General features: G+C 43.8%; 21 protein-coding genes. 14 read left to right on the top strand and 7 right to left on the bottom strand.

All coding sequences use genetic code 11. The features are described from left to right. Positions 1–68 precede the first annotated feature (68 nt). Positions 69–1,511 (top strand): TlpA disulfide reductase family protein, encoded by a 1,443-nt coding sequence (locus Q0R52_RS00105; protein ID WP_295790603.1) that lies wholly within the window; start codon positions 69–71, stop codon positions 1,509–1,511. 151 nt (positions 1,512–1,662) lie between these two features. Here the strand turns inward: Q0R52_RS00105 and Q0R52_RS00100 are convergent, their stop codons facing one another. Then, positions 1,663–2,376 carry a LytTR family DNA-binding domain-containing protein gene (locus tag Q0R52_RS00100; RefSeq protein WP_295790601.1) on the bottom strand — a complete coding sequence of 238 codons (714 nt, stop codon included), beginning with the start codon at positions 2,374–2,376 and terminating at the stop codon, positions 1,663–1,665. After that, positions 2,373–3,380, bottom strand: coding sequence for a histidine kinase (locus tag Q0R52_RS00095; RefSeq protein ID WP_295790597.1), 1,008 nt, complete (start codon positions 3,378–3,380; stop codon positions 2,373–2,375). Before Q0R52_RS00095 ends, Q0R52_RS00100 begins: the two co-directional genes overlap by 4 nt. 425 nt (positions 3,381–3,805) lie before the next feature. On the opposite strand from Q0R52_RS00095, the gene Q0R52_RS00090 reads away from it, so the two are divergent. Beyond that, entirely contained in the window at positions 3,806–4,468 is a 663-nt protein-coding gene (locus Q0R52_RS00090) for a DUF4395 domain-containing protein (protein WP_295790595.1), read from the top strand. A gap of 18 nt (positions 4,469–4,486) precedes the next feature. Beyond that, entirely contained in the window at positions 4,487–6,058 is a 1,572-nt protein-coding gene (locus Q0R52_RS00085; protein WP_295790592.1) for an aminotransferase class V-fold PLP-dependent enzyme, read from the top strand. Here Q0R52_RS00085 and Q0R52_RS00080 read toward each other — a convergent pair. Then, a complete protein-coding gene (locus Q0R52_RS00080; protein WP_295790590.1) occupies positions 6,055–6,423 on the bottom strand; it encodes a hypothetical protein in 369 nt (122 codons plus the stop codon). The two genes, Q0R52_RS00085 and Q0R52_RS00080, sit on opposite strands and share 4 nt — an antisense overlap. Positions 6,424–6,665: 242 nt before the next feature. Between Q0R52_RS00080 and Q0R52_RS00075 the strand changes: the two genes are divergently transcribed. The 5 genes from Q0R52_RS00075 to Q0R52_RS00055 all read left to right on the top strand — a co-directional run bounded on the left by Q0R52_RS00075 (position 6,666) and on the right by Q0R52_RS00055 (position 9,717). Next, on the top strand, positions 6,666–7,091 hold the full coding sequence (locus Q0R52_RS00075) for an SRPBCC domain-containing protein (RefSeq protein WP_295790586.1): 426 nt from the start codon (positions 6,666–6,668) through the stop codon (positions 7,089–7,091). 84 nt (positions 7,092–7,175) lie between these two features. Continuing rightward, the gene (locus Q0R52_RS00070) at positions 7,176–7,913 is read left to right on the top strand and encodes an energy transducer TonB (protein WP_295790583.1); all 738 of its coding nucleotides are present in this window, start codon (positions 7,176–7,178) and stop codon (positions 7,911–7,913) included. A 109-nt stretch (positions 7,914–8,022) separates the two neighbouring features. Next, entirely contained in the window at positions 8,023–8,838 is an 816-nt protein-coding gene (locus tag Q0R52_RS00065; protein ID WP_295790581.1) for a helix-turn-helix domain-containing protein, read from the top strand. 64 nt (positions 8,839–8,902) lie between these two features. Continuing rightward, positions 8,903–9,205, top strand: a complete 303-nt coding sequence (locus Q0R52_RS00060) for a cytochrome c (protein WP_295790579.1) — start codon at positions 8,903–8,905, stop codon at positions 9,203–9,205. 2 nt (positions 9,206–9,207) lie between these two features. After that, the gene (locus tag Q0R52_RS00055) at positions 9,208–9,717 is read left to right on the top strand and encodes an anthrone oxygenase family protein (RefSeq protein ID WP_295790576.1); all 510 of its coding nucleotides are present in this window, start codon (positions 9,208–9,210) and stop codon (positions 9,715–9,717) included. A gap of 43 nt (positions 9,718–9,760) precedes the next feature. Here the strand turns inward: Q0R52_RS00055 and Q0R52_RS00050 are convergent, their stop codons facing one another. Both Q0R52_RS00050 and Q0R52_RS00045 read right to left on the bottom strand, forming a co-directional pair. Continuing rightward, on the bottom strand, positions 9,761–10,333 hold the full coding sequence (locus Q0R52_RS00050) for a cupin domain-containing protein (RefSeq protein WP_295790573.1): 573 nt from the start codon (positions 10,331–10,333) through the stop codon (positions 9,761–9,763). A gap of 116 nt (positions 10,334–10,449) precedes the next feature. Next, a complete protein-coding gene (locus Q0R52_RS00045; protein WP_295790570.1) occupies positions 10,450–10,890 on the bottom strand; it encodes a hypothetical protein in 441 nt (146 codons plus the stop codon). Positions 10,891–11,610: 720 nt separating this feature from the next. Here Q0R52_RS00045 and Q0R52_RS00040 point away from each other — a divergent pair. The 3 genes from Q0R52_RS00040 to Q0R52_RS00030 all read left to right on the top strand — a co-directional run bounded on the left by Q0R52_RS00040 (position 11,611) and on the right by Q0R52_RS00030 (position 12,947). Further along, positions 11,611–11,937 carry a metalloregulator ArsR/SmtB family transcription factor gene (locus tag Q0R52_RS00040; protein WP_295790568.1) on the top strand — a complete coding sequence of 109 codons (327 nt, stop codon included), beginning with the start codon at positions 11,611–11,613 and terminating at the stop codon, positions 11,935–11,937. Further along, positions 11,927–12,424 (top strand): SRPBCC domain-containing protein, encoded by a 498-nt coding sequence (locus Q0R52_RS00035; protein WP_295790566.1) that lies wholly within the window; start codon positions 11,927–11,929, stop codon positions 12,422–12,424. The genes Q0R52_RS00040 and Q0R52_RS00035 overlap by 11 nt, the downstream gene beginning before the upstream one ends. 88 nt (positions 12,425–12,512) lie before the next feature. Next, on the top strand, positions 12,513–12,947 hold the full coding sequence (locus tag Q0R52_RS00030) for a VOC family protein (protein WP_295790563.1): 435 nt from the start codon (positions 12,513–12,515) through the stop codon (positions 12,945–12,947). A gap of 204 nt (positions 12,948–13,151) precedes the next feature. On the opposite strand, the gene yiaA is transcribed toward Q0R52_RS00030, so the two are convergent. Further along, positions 13,152–13,619, bottom strand: a complete 468-nt coding sequence (yiaA, locus tag Q0R52_RS00025; protein ID WP_295790559.1) for an inner membrane protein YiaA — start codon at positions 13,617–13,619, stop codon at positions 13,152–13,154. A gap of 131 nt (positions 13,620–13,750) precedes the next feature. Here yiaA and Q0R52_RS00020 point away from each other — a divergent pair, with 131 nt between their 5' ends. The 3 genes from Q0R52_RS00020 (at position 13,751) to Q0R52_RS00010 (ending at position 18,435) form a co-directional block, all read left to right on the top strand. Then, positions 13,751–15,241, top strand: coding sequence for a hypothetical protein (locus tag Q0R52_RS00020; protein ID WP_295790556.1), 1,491 nt, complete (start codon positions 13,751–13,753; stop codon positions 15,239–15,241). Positions 15,242–15,373: 132 nt separating this feature from the next. Next, on the top strand, positions 15,374–16,306 hold the full coding sequence (locus Q0R52_RS00015; RefSeq protein ID WP_295790553.1) for a YwqG family protein: 933 nt from the start codon (positions 15,374–15,376) through the stop codon (positions 16,304–16,306). Between the two features lie 548 nt (positions 16,307–16,854). Further along, positions 16,855–18,435 (top strand): TROVE domain-containing protein, encoded by a 1,581-nt coding sequence (locus tag Q0R52_RS00010; RefSeq protein ID WP_295790550.1) that lies wholly within the window; start codon positions 16,855–16,857, stop codon positions 18,433–18,435. 1,432 nt (positions 18,436–19,867) lie between these two features. Here the strand turns inward: Q0R52_RS00010 and Q0R52_RS00005 are convergent. Continuing rightward, positions 19,868–20,755, bottom strand: an 888-nt coding sequence (locus tag Q0R52_RS00005) for a DUF1259 domain-containing protein (protein ID WP_295790545.1), incomplete at its 5' end; no start/stop codon positions are given.

Here is a 20,755-nt window from a genome sequence, read left to right as displayed (position 1 = left end):
AAAATTAAACAGTAAGTTTCTCGTAACATTTACAGTATATTGCATTACTAAAACCTTAGTTTGAAATTATGCGGTATAAATTCACAGCAAATAAAGTCACCCACCTAAGGCTGGGCCTGCTTGCCGTTTCGATGTTTTTGTTTATCAACGTTTTTGGCAATGCAAAAATTACCGGCGATTTAACCGAGCGGACAACTGTAACCGAAATAGCCATTTTTTTGCCGGTTGATATTTACACAAACGACCAAATGGAAACCCGCTATCCTGTTGTAAACCACAAGTTCAGCATCGACCTCGATATTAAGCAACCACTTTTTGTTAAGATATTGATTGGTGCCCGTAAAATTTATTTCCTGGTTAAACCGGGCGATGACATACGGTTTAAGTACTTCGACAGCGGCAGTATAGATAACATCATAAAATTTAACGGAAGCAATGCCCCCGGCCAGCGTTGGTATAATGTTTACACCTACCAGCCACTTAACAACTTTATAGGCAATGGGCAGTTGCTGGATGCTATATCCGCAGGTAGTTTGAACCAATCATTGCACGCATTGGGCCTTTACGTTTACAAGGAAGGCCTGCCGCTCGATTCGCTATACAGGACGCGACAAGTTGACAAAGTTTTTTGGACGCTGGCTAAAACCGACCTCCGCTCGATGCATGTACTTAACATGATAAGGCGAATAACATACCTGGAAGATAGAATAAGCGACAAAAAACTGGTTACCAAATACAAAAACATTGTAAGGGTGCTAAACCGCCTGGCCGGCCCTGAAGATTTACTAAACACACGCAGTTATTTCGGAAAAATGTTTTTGGGAAATTACTATTCAGACTCGCTTTATACAGTATCTAACAGCAACAAAGAGGAAGTGTATCACATGGGGCCCTACACAGGTTACCAGTATGCCCCGAACACGCTGAGGCAATTTTTGATTGGCGATATCCTGCTGTTTCAACAGGTTACGGGTACTGAGGAATACGATTTTAAAAAAGCTTTTAATCAGTATAAAAAGGAATTTTCGAAAAGCGCTTATATCACATTGATTAACCAATTAAACAAGCCGGCAGGGACGGCCGGCATTAATATCTTGTTAGATACGGTTACCACCTACAATAGTATTGATGATATAAAAAAGCACTTTAAAGGTAAAGCTGTGTACATCGATCTTTGGGCAACCTGGTGCATACCCTGCCGCGCGGAGTTTGGGTATTATAAATCGTTAATGCCAATGATGAAGCAAAAAAATATACAACCGGTTTTTATTTCGATTGACGCCCCCGCAGCCAAAGCCAGCTGGAAAAAACTGGTGTTGATGAATAACCTGGAGGGGGCACATATTTTGGCCAACAGCAGGCTAAAAGCAGATATTGTAAAATTGGTTTATAAAAATGGGCAGATTTCAGTTCCGCGGTATTTATTGATAAATAATAAAGGTCAGGTTGTTGATTGGAACGCGCCACGGCCAAGTGATGAGCGACTTGTAAAAGTAATTAGCAAGTTATGAGTTTGATATCGCTGCCTGGCATGCAAAAGGCAAATATTATTATGAGAGGCGGCGCTGGTAGAACTTCAACCTCGTTTAAATTTACGCTGGAGAATATAGTTTATCCATAAGCGAACCGCTAACCTTATATCATAAAATTTATGCCCTGGTTTCATCTCTTTAACAGCCTCTGCCCTATTAACTTCATCACCACATCGCGGTAATTACGGCTTATTGGCAGCGACTTGTTTCCGATCCTGATATCATTACCTTCTATCGCGTCGATCTTTGAACAGTTTACAAGGTACGATTGATGTATTTTGATAAATCCATCTGAGGGCAATTGGGATTCCAGGCTTTTCATGGTGAGGTAGGCAATAATCTTTTTACTCTCAGTGTAAACACTCACATAGTTGCCGAGACTTTCCGCATAGAGCATATCGGTCAGCTCAATTTTTTCAATTCTTTTATCGCTTTTAATAAAGATATACGACGGTTGCGGGATGGCTGCCGCCATGTACTTCATTTGGTGGTAGTCCTTGGCCTTTTGCACAGCTTTAAGGAACCTGCTAAAAGCAACGGGTTTCAACAGGTAATCGATGATATCCAGCTCATACCCTTCCAGGGCATATTGAGGAAAGGCCGTGGTTAGTATCACAATAGATTCGATGTGCATTTTTTGCAAAAACTGCAGGCCCGACACCTTTGGCATTTCAATATCGAGGAAAACAATATCGATCTCATTATTCTTCAAAAATGCTTCCGCCTTCATTGCATTTTCAAATTTCCCGTGCAAGTCCATAAAGGGAACTTGCTCCACAAATTCATGGAGTATTTTACGGGCAACGGGCTCATCATCTACAATAATACAACTGAGTTTTTTCATGCCACAAGCGTTAAATGTACATGATAAATGTTCTGTTCTTTTTTTATATCGAGCTGGTAACGGTCTTTATATAATAGTTCCAGTCTTCTTTCTGCGTTATTAAGACCGATGCCCCCCGGGATAGCTTCCGATTCTTCATAAGAATTATCACAGGTAAAATCGATCTGGCCGTTCTTTTCATTTAATGTGATGATGATACTGTTAACGCTGTCGCCCCTGGATACATATTTGAATGCATTTTCCACGAAAGCCATGAAAATCAACGGGGCAATTTTAACGCCGCCGTCCTGGTAGTTTACATTCAAAGTTACCTCCAGATTTTCGTTACTTCGGGCCTTTTGCAGGGCTACGTAGTTTTTCATGTATTTTATTTCCTTCTCCAGTTCAATCATATCCACATCGGCTTCATACAAATTATATCGCAGCAAATCTGAAAATTGCACCATCATATCGCGCGCCTCAGTGTTGCTCATGCTGATAGAACCATAAATGGTATTGAGCCCATTAAACAGGAAGTGCGGGTTTATTTGCGAGCGCAGGTATTTCAATTCTGTTTGCAGCTGGTTGATCTGGATGTTTTTAACCTGCTCCTCCCGTTCCGACCATTTTTGGGTGATGTATAGCATTGCCGTGATAACGGTACAACAAAGCCCGTATACAAAATTGGCCCAGAAGCCGGAACTTGTGCCGATGGACTTATCGTGAAAAAGGACGCCATGTATAAACATATTATAATGGCCGGTGAGGAATGTATACAACAAAACTAAGCCAATCAGGCCGGCAATATACGCGCTGAACAATCTCTTTTCGAGCAAGTTGGGTATTAAAAACAAATTGTTTACCCTTATCAGCATCGTGAAAATAGAAAAATGAACGATGACGGTAAACATGTAGGAGAAACAGGCCTGCACAGTTTTTACCGAGTAAACCGGCTTTTCGATGACAAGGGCCCCGATATACGCAGCAAAAAAGAGCAAATAATAGGTGTATCGTTTTAAATACATGGCGCTGCTTTAGCCTTTTGAGAGAATAAATATATCTTATTGAACTGAGAACCCGAAATACCACTTTCGGCCGGCTGCCGGTTATCACGGAAAATTGTGCACTTATCACGTTAACTGTGCATACTGTCATAAAGATTTCTTTAGCGGTGAAGAAATGAGCTACAAAAACAGGTGATGCCTAACATGCCTTTTCGCCTTTGAACCGGTATCCGCGGTGAAAATGCAATATTTCCCGCTACAAAGTCCCTTCTGCCGATTTCACGCAAAAGCGCCCAATTACGTAGAATACCTGTATTGCTATCATATAAATTTCCTTGGGCCGAACGGCTCATGTAATTTTATGAAAAAGATACCTTCATCATAAACTACGTAACAAAAGCATCTGTAAATCATCAAATTATAACCAGTCAATAAAATCTAAAGCAATGAAAAAAACTATACAATTCGGGGAAACAGTAGAGGGATATAACATCCCGGTTTTAAACGAACGCGAGATACGAGCGGCGGCCGGCATATTGTTCCTGGTTATATTTTTTGCTTTAATACTCATCATGTTTAAAAATGATTTTTTACTTGCAAAATATTCCATCACCATATTCCTTACCGATTTTATTGTGCGGGTATTTGTTAGCCCCAGGTTTTCGCCCACTTTAATCATTGGTCGCCTCATAGTGAGGAACCAGGTGCCGGAATATGTTGGCGCAAAACAAAAAAAGTTTGCATGGATGGTTGGGGTGGGCTTGTCTGGCACGATGTTCATTTTTATGGTGCTGGTTAATTCGTACAGCCCGATAACGGGTATTATTTGCCTGCTGTGCCTTATTTTCCTGTTTTTTGAGTCGGCGTTTGGTATTTGTTTGGCCTGCAAGGTTTACAAAATAGTTTACCAGGAAAAAGCCCAGTACTGCCCCGGCGAAGTTTGCGACGTAAAGGCGAGGCAGGATATTCAAAAAACATCGCCGGCCCAGTTGCTTATTATACTTGGGTTTATAGCATACATTACACTTACGGCTGTTTTATTTAATGACCAGCTAAGTAAAAAACCATACGACCTGTTTGGGATTTTTGGCACTGAGAAATCAAAATAAAAGATATTTTAAACCAAGATGTACACTGCATACGACGACCGAACCATGCTTATGCCCCCAAAAAATGCACTGGAAAACTATTTCTCCAAATTCCGCGAGAATGTCGTCGGCAATGGGCAAACTTTTGAGTCGCCATTCGGAGAAAAAGAAATAATTTATGCCGACTGGACCGCCAGCGGCAGGGCCTATCGCCCCATTGAAGAATGCATTCAGCGACAGGTATTGCCCTTCGTTGGGAATACACATACGGCAACCACCATCACCGGGGGATTGATGTCGAAAGCGTACGAAAAGGCTAAGGATATTGTGAAGCGGCATGTTAACGCCAATGGTGACGACGCATTGATTTTTTGCGGCAGTGGAATGACGGGCGCCGTAAATAAACTGCAAAGGATTTTAGGGTTGAGGATGCCGGAGCGGGTTATGGATTACGCACAAAAAGGAAGCCTGCAATTGGATGAGGTTTTGAGGCCCATTGTTTTTGTGACCCACATGGAGCACCATAGTAACCAGGTTAGCTGGCTGGAAACCATAGCAGATGTTGAAATAATTAAGGCCGATGAAAGTGGAAATGTTTGCCTGGAACATTTCGTTAGCTTATTAGAACAATTTAAGCATCGAAAAAACAAGATAGCGGCCATTACCGCTTGCTCCAATGTGACTGGCATTGAGACCCCATGCCATGAAATTGCAAAAATAATTCATGAATATGGCGGGTTGTGCTTCGTTGACTTTGCCTGTTCGGCCCCTTATGTTGATATTGATATGCATCCGGGTAAAAAAGGCGCTCATTTGGATGCAATTTATTTTTCGCCCCATAAGTTTTTGAGCGGTGTGGGTACGTGTGGTGTTTTGATTTTTAACAAAAAAATTTACAAAAACGCCGTGCCTGATCAGCCTGGCGGCGGTACCATATTGTACAGCAACCCGTGGAAGGTTCATGAATACATCGCCAATATTGAACATCGCGAAGATGGCGGCACCCCTCCTTTTCTGCAAGGTATAAAAGTGGCGATGTGTATTAGATTGAAGGAGGAAATGGGTGTTGCAAATATACTAAAGCGGGAAGACGAGTTATTGCACATCATTTTTGAACGGCTCTCGAAAATAAAAAACGTCGGAATTCTTGAAGGGCAAATTAAAAAAAGATTGGGTGTGGTTTCGTTTATTGTAAATGGTGCCCATCATAATTTGATCGCCAAAATCCTGAACGACAGGTTTGGCATCCAGACCAGGGGCGGCTGCTCATGCGCCGGAACCTATGGACACCATCTGCTGGGTGTTGACAAGGCCTGGTCGTACCAAATACTGAATTCTCTACACTCAGGAGATATGTTATGCAAACCCGGCTGGGTCAGGTTGTCCGTCCATCCAACCATGACCAATGCAGAAATTGATTTTATTATGGACGCGATTGAGTTAACTGCAGTCCGGCTTCGGGAGTGGGAAAAAGATTACATCCATGATCCGGAATCGGGCGAATATACTTTTAAAGGGGATGATGCAAAAGAGGAATGTAGCGTTGAAGGTTGGTTTGATAGTTCCAATTGGCATAAAGCCGCTTCCAAACCTAGCTGCCGAGCTGATTAAAAATCCCCTTCTTTCCGGTTAGGATCGTGGCAAAAGCAGCGGTATTCGCGGGTGGTATCTTCCTGGTGGCCCGGCGTTGTTCTTTGCCACTTTGCCCCGGAGTTCTTAGGGCGGGAGTACAACATGCAGGTAGTAGTTTTGCAGATGCCCTCGCAGTCAACGGTATTGTACTCAACGCCGCTAACCGGGGTCATTTTAACATGGCAATGGTCGGCCGCAGTTAGGTCTACGGTTTCATTGGCTTTGTGGCTGTAATAAATTATTCCCACTATAATACCGCCAATAATAATAACGCCCACTACAATGCTTACCGGGCCTAAAACAGGAGGAAGTGTGAAGGCTGCTAATGTTTGAAAACAGATCATAATAATATAATTTAGGTTTATAAACTAATTTTAAGATCGTACGGAAGGCAGATGGTTGTTATGGCTGTATAAATTTATAAAAGTATTTTTTTATTATTTATAAGTAATTGAAAATAAATGGAGTAGGTAATTTTAGTAGCACTTACAATATCGCAATGGCACAAACCCCCCCTCACATTGTCACTACAGCACTTTACCATTGGTACCACCAAACCGTATGTTTGTGCTGTTAACAAATTATCATGAACAACATCGAAAAAACTACCCTGAGCGCCGAAATCGAAATAAACGCCCCAATTGAAAAGGTTTGGGCATTATGGAGCACCCCCGAAGATATTATGCAATGGAATACCCCCGACGCCAACTGGCACACGCCCCATGCCGAAAATGACCTGCGCCCCGGCGGGCAATTCCTGTTTGCTATGGCACTAAAGGACGGCAGCCTGAACTTTGATTTTACCGGCACCTATGACGAAGTAATAGCTAACCGGCTTATTGCCTACACACTTAACGATGGCCGCAAGAGCACTATCCATTTTACTGCGGGTAACCCGGTTAAGCTGGTTGAAATTTTTGAGGCGGATGATAACCAGCCCGCAGCCATGCAGCAACAGTTTTGCCAGGCGGTGCTTGATGGGTTTAAACGGTACGTGGCGGAAAAATCCTGAACGTTTTATAATAAATATAGCGGATAAATATTTACGTTTTTTCTGATAGTTTTAAACTCAACAGTAAAAAACTATATTTAAGCCATGAAGATAATTTTGCTCTGCATGGGCTTACTTTCTGGCCTCGGCGTTTCGGCACAAACCACCAGGAAAATAGTTGACAATGAGGATTTGAATATCAGGGAGAAATATTATGTTCTGAAAACCGATAAACAAACAAAACAGGGCAAATACCAGGCGTTCAGTCTTTTTGGCGACCGCCTGATTTGCGAGGGCTACTATAAAAACAACCTAAAAGATAGCTTATGGACTTTCTACTCCCTCAGGGAAAAGCCGATAGAAACCGGGCTTTATAAGGATGGTGAAAAAACCGGGATATGGAAAGGCCTTAATGCTGATGGAACAGTAAACGTTGAATACGATTTTACAAATAATAACTTAATGTATTTTCAACCAAACAAAGCCGACACCGGCAAATTTAAGGTGATAAGCGGCGCCGATACCACTAAAAGATATGTAGACAGGCCGCCAATTTATCTTGATGGAGTTGAGCGTTTTTGGGCGGTGATGATTACCGGCATGAGATATCCGGCAAGCGCCAGGACAAATGGAGTACAGGGCAAGGTAATTGTTGCATTTACGATAAACGAGCGGGGCGGGACCAGCGATTACTACATCAAACACTCCATTGGGGCCGACTGCGATCAGGAAGCCCTGAAAGCTGTTAAACGGGCCGGTGGTTATTGGCTTCCCGCCATTTTAAACGGTAAGCAAGTTGCCGTTGAGTACCAGGTGCCTATTAGTTTTACGATGGGGAATTAGGTTATTACAGACGGACAGGCCAGGTATTGGATTTGCGTTATCCAAGCAATTTCACCAAATTGCTTATAAAACAAGGAGTACGTATATTTACATCAGCTAGTTAAACATAATGGTATACAAAACAATTGTGCCCCAGCCAGCGCTGCAGCCTTATGTAAAGTACTTTTGGACGCTGGAGGATAAGACGGGTAAAGCCGATGTGAAAACCTTCCGCACCATGGCCGACGGTTGCCCGGGAGTTGTCTTTCAACAGCCCGATAGCGGCAACTTCTTCCAGGCGGGTAAACAATTGCCGGAAACCTTTTTATTTGGGCAAACAACCCGCTACGCCGAAATACACCTGACCGGAAGTTTTGATACTGTCGGCGTTTATTTTCAGCCGGATGCATTGCAAACTGTATTTGGCTACCAGGCAGAGGAGCTGACAGATTCGTGCCTTGACCTTAACTTGTTTGCCAAACCACGGGGTATTGATTTGTCGGACCGGCTGGCTAACACAGTTTCGCCCGGCGATAAGGTAGCTTTCCTGGAAGATTATCTGCTCGCAGAGATTAACCGGAACCACAGGTACACAGATAAGACTATGAGATATGCGCTTGAACAGATTATTTCGTCAAAAGGCACATTGTCGCTAAAAGCTTTGCAGCAAAACCTGAATACATCTCAGCGGAGTTTTCACCGAAAGTTTAAACAATATACCGGCATCCCGCCTAAACTTTTTTCGCGTATCTGCCGTTTCCAGGCGTCGTTAAAACAATTGCAGCAAACCGATTACGACAAACTTTCCGACATTGCCTTTGGTAATGATTATGCGGACCAATCGCATTTTATCCGCTCATTTAAAGAATTTTCAGGTTTATCTCCTGCTCAATATCAAAAAAACAGCACCGAGGTTGTAGAGAACCTTTCGGAAATATTCAGTTAATTTTTGGCCGATTTGTTCTATTTTCTATTGTGCGATCGTGGCAATTTTGCTAAAAGATCACAAAATGAAACTGAAAATTATTATTCCGTTATTATTCACTATCCATTCATTAACGGCAAAGGCGCAGGCACAGCAGGCGGCAGACGACGGCAAACTGATATTTGAAAAAAAATGCACCCGGTGCCATGGTTACGATGGCACTAAAGGCTACCTGGGTGCCAAAAACCTGCGCAAAAGCCGGCTGGACGACGACGGCTTATTTGCCACCATAACTAACGGGCGGTGGATAATGCCCAGCTGGAAACGAAAACTCACCCCACAGCAAATACATGCTGTAGTTGCCTACATCAAAACTTTAAGAAATTAATTATGACCGTTAAAAAAATGAACGATTTTATCCTGCTATGCACTGCAATAGCTACGGCATTAATAGCCGGCTTGTTTTACGCCTATACCTGTTCTGTTAACATCGGCCTGGGGCGTTTGCCCGACCGGGATTACCTGGCAGCTATGCAGGCCATCAATACCGCCATCCAGAACCCCTTGTTTTTTGCAAGCTTTATGGGGACATTGGTGTTGCTTCCTTTAAGCGCCTGGTTGAATTTTAACGATGAAATGCGTTTGCGTTTCACATTGTTATTCGCAGCCGCAATTGTATACCTGGTTGGCGTATTTGGTGTCACTGTTTTTGGGAACGTACCGCTAAATGATGCGTTGGCCCATATTGATTTGCCTTCACTTTCATCGGCACAGGCGGCTGAGCAACGGAATGCTTTTGAGAAACCCTGGTTGGTTTATCACAACATACGTACAGCTGCAAATGTTATATGTTTGGTGCTGGTTATACTGGGCTGTATGTATAAAAAAATGCCGGGATAACGGATGGTAATATGTTCGGGTAGCGGTCACAGGCGAGGTCATGCTATTCAATTTTTACGGGTGGGCCTACGACCTGCATTTCATGATCGGCAAAAATTTTGGCGACCTCGTCAGCGGTTGGTTCATGGTCCAGCGTTTGCATGGTAACAAAAAACTCTTCCAGTTTGCCTGCGGGTTGAAAAGTAACGGTCATTTTGCCTTTGTCGCTAACCTGCGTCCAGCCATGGGGAACATTCCGGGGCAGAAAAATGCTTTCGCCGGCCGTTAAATGAAATTTATCCTCACCAACCTTAAAAAAATACGCCCCTTCAAGGACATAAAAAATTTCATCCTGCAAAGGATGGATGTGCAAAGGCGTGCCCCGCCCCGGCGAAAGGCTGATTTGCTCGAAAATAGCCAGGTCGCCATCGGTATCTCTACCCGACACCTTTACATCCAGTATGTTTGAATTTACGCCTTTCAATTTGATGTGGCCGTGTATGCGGCCCTCGCCCGCCTGTATTTTAAAACCTTTTTTTGCACGGATGATGCCGCGCGTATTAATGCTTCCGGCAAAAGGCGACAAAGGGATAGCCGCCATGGTTAAAACAGCTGCGATAAACTTGTTTCTTTTCATAGATAAAAAATTATTTGTAAAAACAGCAGGGGCGATGTATAAGCTAATATAGTGAAAATGATTGGGGTATGGCAAAAATGGCGAATGGTCTTGTGGTAGCGGGGAGAGTAGGTGTTCTACCTTACAATCAATATTGTTTCCCCCGCGCTCACTGTATCGCCTTCCTTTAGTACCTCCTTTACAACCACTCCGTCGCGATCTGCCCTGAGATAATAGCATTGGTCGGTCGCTATGGCCTTTTCATAATTTAGCTCTGCACTGCCGGGATGTGAGTTCTGTTTATTATGGGTGTTGGGCGTTACCCAGGCCTCCCGGGCTTTATTCCTGTAAAACGCGGCGCTTATTGTAGGTGCATTAACATCTTCATATTTTAAACTCGCCAGCAGGGCGCCTTTTTTAAACCTGCTGCCTTTGTGTACATATATGCGAGCTAAAACACCATTGCAATTTAAATGTAGTTTGGTTATTTCAGGTGGCATAAACAATATTCCGGCAGGTTGATTCCCCGTTGAACTTGTCTGCAGGGCAAATAATAGGAGCAGTATGGTAATTCTCATATTCTTTAATAATCGAATCAAAAGTACCAGCTTGAGCAGTGCCATTGAACCCGATTCTTGCGCAGTTTTCTCTTCGCCTGTCCCGGATATCTAAAACGCAGGCACAAGTGATCGAACTCTTTAAGTCGACAAAATTGCTCAATATGATATATTTAGTCTATTTTATAATTAATGATTTAATATTTTAATTGCAATTAAATATTAATATAAGGATACATTTGCAACGACTTCCCGATCCGATACATTTAACCAAAGAATATGAAAAAAGCGTTTCACTCGTTCCAACCCCCTATCTCGCTTTGTCGCTGCGGTACACCGAGTTCTGACTTTCAACGGATACCGCGTAATTTTTTGATGAAGGCGTTTTTATTCTGGCTCCCGCTCAGGAGATACAAATGCTTTAAATGTCAACGCCACCATTGGGTTATCAGGTGATTGGTAGAGCTTTTTTTTGATGTCCCATCGCCTCGTACCGCAGGCGTTTCTCTTCGTCACCGGTATATGTTTAGCGTAGCGTAACTTATGCCAGAAGGGGAATCCATAGCCCACCAGGCTGCATAATCTTACTTAAAGACAACGCGAGAATTTTTTTTAAAAAAAAATTGCGCAACCGTTTGGTTTATTATATATTTGCAACCGTTTGGTGTATTGTTTGAAAAAACTTATCATTTATGATGATCAGCGAATAACCCAATTATTTAACAATCAAATTAACAGCCAGTGAGAAGAGATGTTTTCCAGGCCATAGCCGATCCGACCAGGCGGGCAATTATAGCTTTGATCGCGCTGCATGCGATGACCCCAAATGCAATAGCCGACCACTTTAACATGACCCGGCAGGCGATATCCAAACACATGAAGATTTTAACCGAGTGTGAATTGGTGAATCCGGATCATAAGGGCAGAGAGATATATTACCAGCTCGAAATAGACAAAATTAAGGAAGTAGACAAATGGGTTGAGCAGTACCGCAAAATTTGGGAAACCCGTCTCAGCCAGCTCGACGACTTATTAGCAACAATTAAGAAAACTGAAAATGAACAGTGACCTCGTATTTGATTTTTCGGTAAACAGGGAAGACAAAACCGTTCACATTTTACGTGAATTTAACGCCGGTATCGACCTGGTTTGGGACGCGTGGACAACACCCGAATTACTTGACCAATGGTGGGGGCCTAAACCAATGGTTGCAAAAACAAAAGTTATGAATTTTGAAGTTGGCGGAAGAAGGTTTTTTGCTATGATAAACCCCGACGGACAAGAACGCTGGTTTCTTCAGAAATTTACTTCCATTAGGCCCAAAACCAATTTTAAAACATACAACGCTTTTGCCGACAAAGATGAAAATCCTGAATTGCCGGGTTCTGATTGGGATTTGAGTTTCAGCGAGCAAAACGGAACCACTAAAGTTAATATTACTATTACAAATGAGTCGCGCGAGCGCTTTGAGGGGATAGCTGATGGCTTTAGGGAAGGATTTACTTTGGGCTTGCAACAGCTGGACGAACTGCTGTTAACATTATCGCAAAAATAGCAAACGAAAATTCACAATCACCTTCAAAATCTGGATTACTAAAAACAGAAAAGAGCAAATAAAAAATTAACAATTAAAAATAAAAATTATGAGAGCAATCAATCCCTGGATTAACTTCAATGGAAATGCCGAAGAAGCATTCACCTTTTACAAATCAGTTTTTGGCGGAGAATTCGCAAAGATCGTTCGTTTCAACGACCTGGCAAGCGATGATTTTCAGATACCGGAAAATGAAGCAGACAAAATAATGCACATTGCGCTTCCTATCGGCCAAAACAATGTGTTAATAGCCAATGACGTTCCTGAATTTATGGGACGGGTAAGCGAAAACGAAAACAGGTCTAAAATAGCAATCAGTGCAGAAAGTCGTGAAGAGGCTGAAAGGCTATTTAACGGACTATCAGCAGGCGGAGCTGTTGAAGGGCCTATTGGCGACAGTCCCTGGGGTACATATGCAGGCATGTTTAGAGACAAATATGGTATTGAATGGATTGTGGAATTTGACCCAAATTATAACGGATAAATTTAGCGGGGGCAACAAAGCGTTCCATTTTTCCACGCGGAACACGTGGAACGCTGTGAAATACGCTGATTATCAATATTATTCATTTTTTATAAATTGCAAATATTTGATAATCAGCGTGTTTAATTTTTTGCAGAATCCATTATAAACATAAAAACCCCGCAGGCTTGCCAGGCAAGGCGCTGCGGGGTGGCAACCGCTACGTTACAGTTCTTTATCGGCAAACATCTTTGCGTCGCGGGTATTTTTTTGTACGGCAATGGCCGAAAACATGCTCAGGCAGAAGGCCATAGCATAAAAGCCTTTTTCGCTCCGGGCCAGGTCGGCATTCCACAGGCCGATCGTCAACAGGATCATTGCCGCAATGGTGGCAAACCAGCTCAGGCCGTAGTAAAGATCGGTAACGGCAAGTCCTTCGGCCCTGTCCCTTACGCTTTTCTGTACGGAGATTACTGAGAATAAGCCAAACAATAAAATGGTGAAATAATAACCTTTTTCGTTCAATGCCATAGTTGCATTCGACAAGCCAATGCAATATCCTGCAAACCCGATCAATAAGGCAAACCACGACGCTCCTATAAAGGCGGCAGTTGGTTTAAACGGGTTTCTAACTTTCTCCCCAAATTTTGTTACAGGTGAAGTCACTTCTGTTGTGTGTTGTAGCGGTTCCATTTTATTTTGTTTTTGTGATTAATATGGAATCAAATGTCGGTTGTAAAACACACCTGCAAAAGGCAGAATACGAATAATACTGACGATATAAATTAATAATTTAGGTACCTTTATTGCGTTAATATAGCAATATGGACCCAATCCTGGAGTTGACTAACCTGCTCAGTAGTGCCAACAAAACACACTTTAAACAGTTTTTGCAGCGGAAGAACAAAAGGAGCGATGTGAAAAATTTGGCTTTGCTTGATTTGATAGAAACTGATGATATAAATGGTTTAAAAAAGCTGTACAATCCCAAAAAAAATAATGATGCATACCATGCGCTGCGTAAAAGACTGCAGGATAATTTGCTGCTATTTTTATCGCAGAAAACCTTTGAAAGCAGCCACTCCGACACCTATGATGCCCTGCGCCTGGTTGTGGTGGGGCGTTTTTTGTTAGAAAATGATGTGGTTAAGATAGCGTTCAAATGTTTGGACAAGGCAGAACGGCTGGCTGAAGAGTTAGAGCAGTTTAATTTGCTGAATGAGCTCTTGCTGTTGAAGCTTCAGTATGCCCACCTTCCGGGAGCTGAAGACCTCGAAGCTTTGACCTTGCGCTTCCTGCAGAACCAGTCGGATATGCAGCGCGAGGCTAAATTGAATATGGCCTATGCCTTTTTGAGGCACGAACTGCAGGAGATACACCTGGAAGGGAAGATCGTTAATTTGACGACCTTAATAATAACGACGATCCGGAAGTACAAAATTTCTGTACAGGACTTGATGACCTATAAGTCCGTTTACCAAATTCTTTTCATTGCGAATGAATACGCGGCGATCCAGCAGAATTATGGATTGATAGCGCGTTATATCAAGCTGACGAATCAGTTTATGCAGGGGCAGTCGCATAAAAAACAGTCGTATCTTTTTTACCATATATCCATCCTGTATTTTTTAGCGAATTTTCATTTGAGACGAAAGAATTTCGCGGGAAGTGCTTCCTGGCTTAAGGAAATGATGGATTTAATGTTAACGGATAGCCGCTATTACGCGGTATTTTATCTGCGTCACCAGTTACTGGCCGGGCTCAACCTGTTCTATACAGGCTTTGCTGACGATGCCATTGCGCTGTTACAGGAATCGCTCGCTAATACAAAGCAGAAGACTAAACCAGAAGACATTGAAGATCTGCGCATTTGCCTGGCCATGTTTTTAGCGCTGTGCGACGACCGGGGAAGTTTGAAACAGCTTACCTTACTAACGCGCACGGATGCCTGGTATGAAAAAAAAATGGGCATGTTATGGACTATCCGGAAAAACCTAATGGAAATTTTGGTTTATGCACAGTTCTCCAATATCGAACTTGCCATGTCGCGGCTAACCAGCTTCCGGCGCAGGTATAAAAAGTACCTGCTGAAAACGGCGGAAGAACGCGTGCTATTGTTTCTGAAATTGGTTGAAAAATACCTGGTAGACCCCGATGTGGCTTTTGAACCCGCGTACAGAAAGTCGGTTTGGAACCTGGCTGGCGGGGTAGAAAATAACGATATCTTCACTTTGAGCTTTATTGCCTGGCTGATAGCACGCTGGGAGAAAAAGACGGCGTATAAAGTGGTGTTGGCACTTATACAGGAGGATTAGGTTGTTGGAGTTAGCCAAATGGAGGAAGGACGGCTTTATAAACTACCGGCATAGGTAATCTGTGGTTTGGGAACTACCACTGCGGGGATAAATCGGGCGCAAAATAATTTAGGAAAAAACTATCTTTAAACCATGGGGATCTTACAAAAACTGTTCGCTTTTTTCAACTCCGACACCAAAGCAATAAATGAGCAAGGTATAAATCCTGCAACGCCCGACAGGATTGCAACTTTTGATGACGCAGAAAAGTATTTTAAAGCATTCGGATTATTCCAGTATTTTGAAAGCATCAAACCATCTGTCCGCCCAAAAATAGATATTGAATTAACCCCAATAGAAGAGAAAGACATTGCTATCGGCAGCAGCAAAGTTGGTGGCAGGCCTGATCTGTCGCCAGGCATAAACTGGCCAAAAACTAATGAGGAAATTCCTTTGTCATTTATTGCCCAACTGAATTGCGAAGAAATGTCAAAATTTGATGATTCAGGGTTGCTGCCAAAAAGCGGGCAATTATCTTTTTTCTACTCGGCAGACCAGGACGCCTGGGGTTTCGACCCTAAGGACCGCGATAAATTTTGCGTGCTGTATAACAACAGTGTCTCCGGCTTCCGCCGGGAAAATTTCCCTGCGGAACTTCCTGAAGAAGGCATATACATCGCTAATTCGGTAGCCTTTAGTAACGCGCTAAGTTTTCCTGATGGGGGAAATGAGGCAGTTGCGGAACTCCTTGCGGACAAAGACAGCGACAGCTACTATGACCTGGCCGCAGGCGGTGAGAACCAGGTTTTCGGTTACGCCGGGCAGATACAGGGTGAGATGGAACCGGAGTGTCAGTTGGTTACGAATGGTTTATACTGTGGCGATTCGACGGGTTACACAGACCCGAGGGCCGGTAAACTAAAAGAAGGGGCAAAAGATTGGCTACTGTTACTTCAAATTGGATCAGAAGACGAAAAAACGGCTATGATGTGGGGCGATTCCGGGCGCTTATATTTTTGGATAAGAAAACAAGATTTGGCGGCCGAAAGATTTGATAAATCGTGGTGCATATTACAATGCTGTTGATGGCTATTCCTATTTCAGGCTGCGCTACCGCAAGCGTCCTCGCTTGTGGTACGCTGACAGGTAACAAACTTTGTATTTGCGATTGAATTGCATAAATATACATCTGGATTTACCCTACATTATCCCGAATAGCTTACGTGCTACCTAAACGCGGGCCACAAGCGAGGACGCTTGCGGCAGCGGGGGGTAAGCAAATTTCGGTTTCGGGTGGCATGTATGGGTTTTAATTTTATGCCACCCACGCCCGTTTAAGCGGCCCGTGCATTAAGGAAATAAAATATTTCGATTTATTGATGAAGCGCCTCCCGGGATTTCCGGGAGGCGCTTTTATTTGCTATTGTTTTTCCGCCGGCTCAAGCGGGACACTCCGTCGGTCGGATAGAATAAGCTACAACATGCAATAATGTAATTTGCTTTCCTAAGGCTTTTTCGTCCGTTTTTATAATTATCTCAAAAAAAAATTAAATTATTTTTCACTGCGCAAATACACTGCGCAGTAGCCCCCAACCTTTGTATCAACAAACAAAATAAGAAGGGAGGTTCCCACAATGAAATTTAATTTACTAAGCAAGGCAAAAACACAGGTCACCAACTACGAAGGTGCGAAGGCATTTACCATGAGCGCCGAAATGGAACTCTACTCAACAGTGGTTACCTGGAGCCTGAACGATTCGTTTTACGAAAAAAACGAGGACCGCTTAAACCGCCTGCGTGGCTTAATTGCCAAATGCGATGCTGAATTTGTTGGTAAGCTGGCTGTGTATGCCCGTACCAAAATGTATATGCGTTCGGTGCCATTGGTTTTGGTTGCTGAATTGGCTAAGCTGCACTCGGGCGACAATTTGGTCGCCCGGGTTACAGCCGGGGTGGTAAACCGTGCCGACGAAATAACCGAGCTATTGGCCTGTTACGAGCTGATGAACAAGCGTACCGGCACTAAAACGCTGAACCGCTTATCGAAGCAATTGCAGAAAGGTTTAACCACCGCGTTTAACCGGTTTGATGAATACCAGTTTGCAAAGTACAACCGCGATGGCGCCATAAAACTGCGCGACGCCTTGTTCCTTGTGCACCCAAAGGCGAAGGACGAATTGCAGCAATTGCTGTTCAACAAAATTGTGAACGGCGACCTGCAAACGCCATACACTTGGGAAACGGAACTGTCGGCGCTGGGTCAACTAAACTTTGACAGTGCCGAAGCAAAGGCGGAAGCTTTCCGTGCAAAATGGGAAGAACTGGTTGACAGCGACAAGCTGGGTTATATGGCCCTGCTGCGTAACCTGCGCAATATACAGGATGCAGGCGTAAGCTACGCACACCTGCAAAAAGTTTGCGCAACGCTGGCCGACGCCGGTAAAGTTGCAAAGGCAAAGCAGTTTCCATTCCGCTACCTGGCCGCATACCGCGAGCTGATAAATATGGACGCAGGCGCTCACTTGAAGACGATGAGCAATAAGCTGAGCGATTTGCTGTTCGGCAACAAAGGCTACACCGGCGAATTGCTGGAAGCTTTGGAAAAATCGGTACAGGCAAGCGCCGCCAATATAAAGGGTTTTGATTACAACACCCGCGTATTGCTGGCCTGCGACGTATCGGGTTCCATGCAGACGCCAGTTTCGGCAAAGTCGAAAGTGTTGCTGTACGATGTTGGCTTGATGCTGGCCATGCTGCTGCAATCTCGTTGTAAAAACGTGGAGGTAGGCATGTTTGGCGATACCTGGAAAACCATAGCTGTGCCACGTAATAGCATACTGGGCAACGTGCAGGAGTTTTACAAACGCGAAGGCGAAGTTGGTTACAGCACCAATGGCTACCTGGTGATAAAGGATATACTGAACCGCCGTGTAAAAACGGATAAAGTAATGCTCTTCACCGACTGCCAGCTGTGGAACAGCGCCGCAACAACCGGCGACCATATACAGCCATTATGGGTCCGTTACAAGGCCGAAGTTGCGCCACGGGCAAAGCTTTACCTATTCGACCTGAAAGGCTATGGTAAAGCGCCATTGCAGTTATTGCAAAACGACGTGTACCTGGTATCCGGCTGGAGCGACAAAGTTTTCGATGTGTTAGCTGCATTAGAAAACGGTGAAACCGCTTTAAGCGAAATAAATAAAACAGAGCTATAAATCAAGTATGGGGAGGCTAACTTCCCATACTTTTAAAGAAATTTTAAACTTAAGGATGTCGTTAGAAATGGGTTACTTCGACCAAAATGAAATGCTGAGGTCAGTGCAGTTTAACTGTATGAGGTTCGAGTCCTCACAAATATCCCGTTTCGCCTGTAGCTCCTTAAAATAAAAAGGTGTCGTAAATAAGTGTTACTTCGATTCAAGTCTGGGTCGCTGGTTCGAGTCCGGCCTTCGGAGCAATCCGTTGTAGTTCAGTTGGTAAAACACAGAGTAAGTCACTTTTTGACTGTTACCCTTTTTTAAAGAAATTGATTAAGATATCCCAACCGCGTCGCCGTGAAAACGGAACGTGGGGACGGGTTAAGTTGAAGGTGTCGTAAACGAGTGTTACTTCGATTGATAACCCCCAGGTCGCCGGTTCGAGTCCGGCCTTTAGCAACAGCTAAAGTAGCTCAGTTTGGTTAGAGCAGGGGCACCGAAAGGTGCTGGTCACTTGTTGCTTGTTGCCCTTTAATTTACCCCCTAGCCCACTAAAGGGGGAATATAAAATTAAAAAAAGTTCTCCGCTCCCCTTTAGGGGGCTGGGGGGCCAGAGGTGTCGTAAATAAGTGTTACTTCGGGATCCTGGGGTTGCCGGTTCGATTCCGGCCTTGCCGACCAACGTCAGCTAGTAGCTCAACCAGGTAGAGCACAGGATTATAGTCACTTGTTGCTTTTTACCCTCTTTTTAAAAGAAATTAAAATATTAAGGTGCCGTAAATATGCGCTACTTCGTGTCGCCGGTTCGAACCCGGCCTTTGGAGCCATCCAAAGTAGCTCAGTTGGTAGAGCAGTAAATGCGCATATTGACCATCGCCCTTAAGAAATAAAGAAGATGCCGTAGGCTAGCGTTACTTCGCCTGTCACGCAAATAACGAACGCTGGTCGCTTTTGCTCTTCTTTTTATTTAAAAACATAAAGGTGCCGTAAATTGGTGATACTTCGGTTAGAACATCCGCCGGAAGGCGGAAGGGCGTTGGTTCAACTCCAACCGGCAATTTATTTTGCTTGTAGTTCAGGTTAAATAGTTATCAATTGCTTTTTGCCCTTTATTAATGAAAGATGCCGTAGGCAGGTGATACTTCGCTGGTTGAAAACATGCAGCAATGCATGAATACAGGTTCGAGTCCTGAAATGCACCCGCTGGTTGTTGCTCTTTTATTTTATTATCTCGGCTACATACTATCCGGCCTTACAAAAATCCCTTTACCGTTGGCGGCAAATCACCGTAATAAATTGTGTATTCCGGTTATCTGTTGTTTCTTTTTGTTTCATCGTTGTTGTTATTGAATGAAACAAAGGTAGGTTGATAAAAGCCGGGCGGTTTTGTTTTAAAGGCCATATTCTTTTGTTTTAAGGGCCAATTAATTACAACAAAGTTACTATTTGGCTACATCTTCATCCCGCCCATCGGCGCCTTTCCCAAAACATCTAATGCTGCCCTGAACCCTTTGGCAAGGTCCGTTGCTGGGCCCCTACCTAAATAGTGGAGGAATATGATATGCGGGTCATCGCTCAGCATATGGCTGTGAACAGCAACTACTTCAATATTATGCTGACGCAACGTTTTGATCACATTATTCACTTCACCCGGCAGCATGGCAATATCACCGGCTATCTGTGCATCATCCTGCTTTCCGGCGAAAGAGGCCCAGGTATTCAACCCGATATTCGTGGTCATTTCAACCCCCATCATCATTACTTTAAGATCGCTGCGCCCTATGGTATATTTATAGGTAGGGCCATTTACCGTCCCGGTGTATTTAACAATAGCATCAAGGGCCGGAATATCAAAATTTTCTTTGCCTGTCATTGTCGGTGGCGGACCGGCCGGCGGCTGATTTGCCGGGAAAATTTTGCTGCCGCGGATGGTGTCAGCGTATCTTTTAGCAAGATCGGCAACAGTACCCATGCCGTGGACATGAACATAAAAAATCCGCGGCTCTTCATAAAAAAAGTGATTATGGATAGCGCCGATCTCCAGCCCATTTGCTTGGGCCGCTGATATTAAGGGATTAACTTCTTCCTGTAGCAATACGGTATCTCCCATTACCATAGCTGATTTGCCGTCGACAGATTTTTTAAATGATACCCAACCGCCAAAACCGAAAGGGATGGGAACGGGGGCACCTTTAACTGTAACTTTCAAATCGTTTCGGGGCAATGGGGTTGTGTGAACTGATTCGGCTTCTTTATAACTACCTTTTTTACCAAGTGCTGTTTCTATGGCGGTAATCTCATCTGGCGTTAGTGCCGGCGTGCTTGCTATCGGTGAAGC

Origin of the sequence: Mucilaginibacter sp. (assembly GCF_025359345.1) — a bacterium.
GTDB lineage: Bacteria > Bacteroidota > Bacteroidia > Sphingobacteriales > Sphingobacteriaceae > Mucilaginibacter.
The sequence above is the reverse complement of the archived record's forward strand: the minus strand, read 5'-3'. Positions and strand labels throughout refer to the sequence as shown.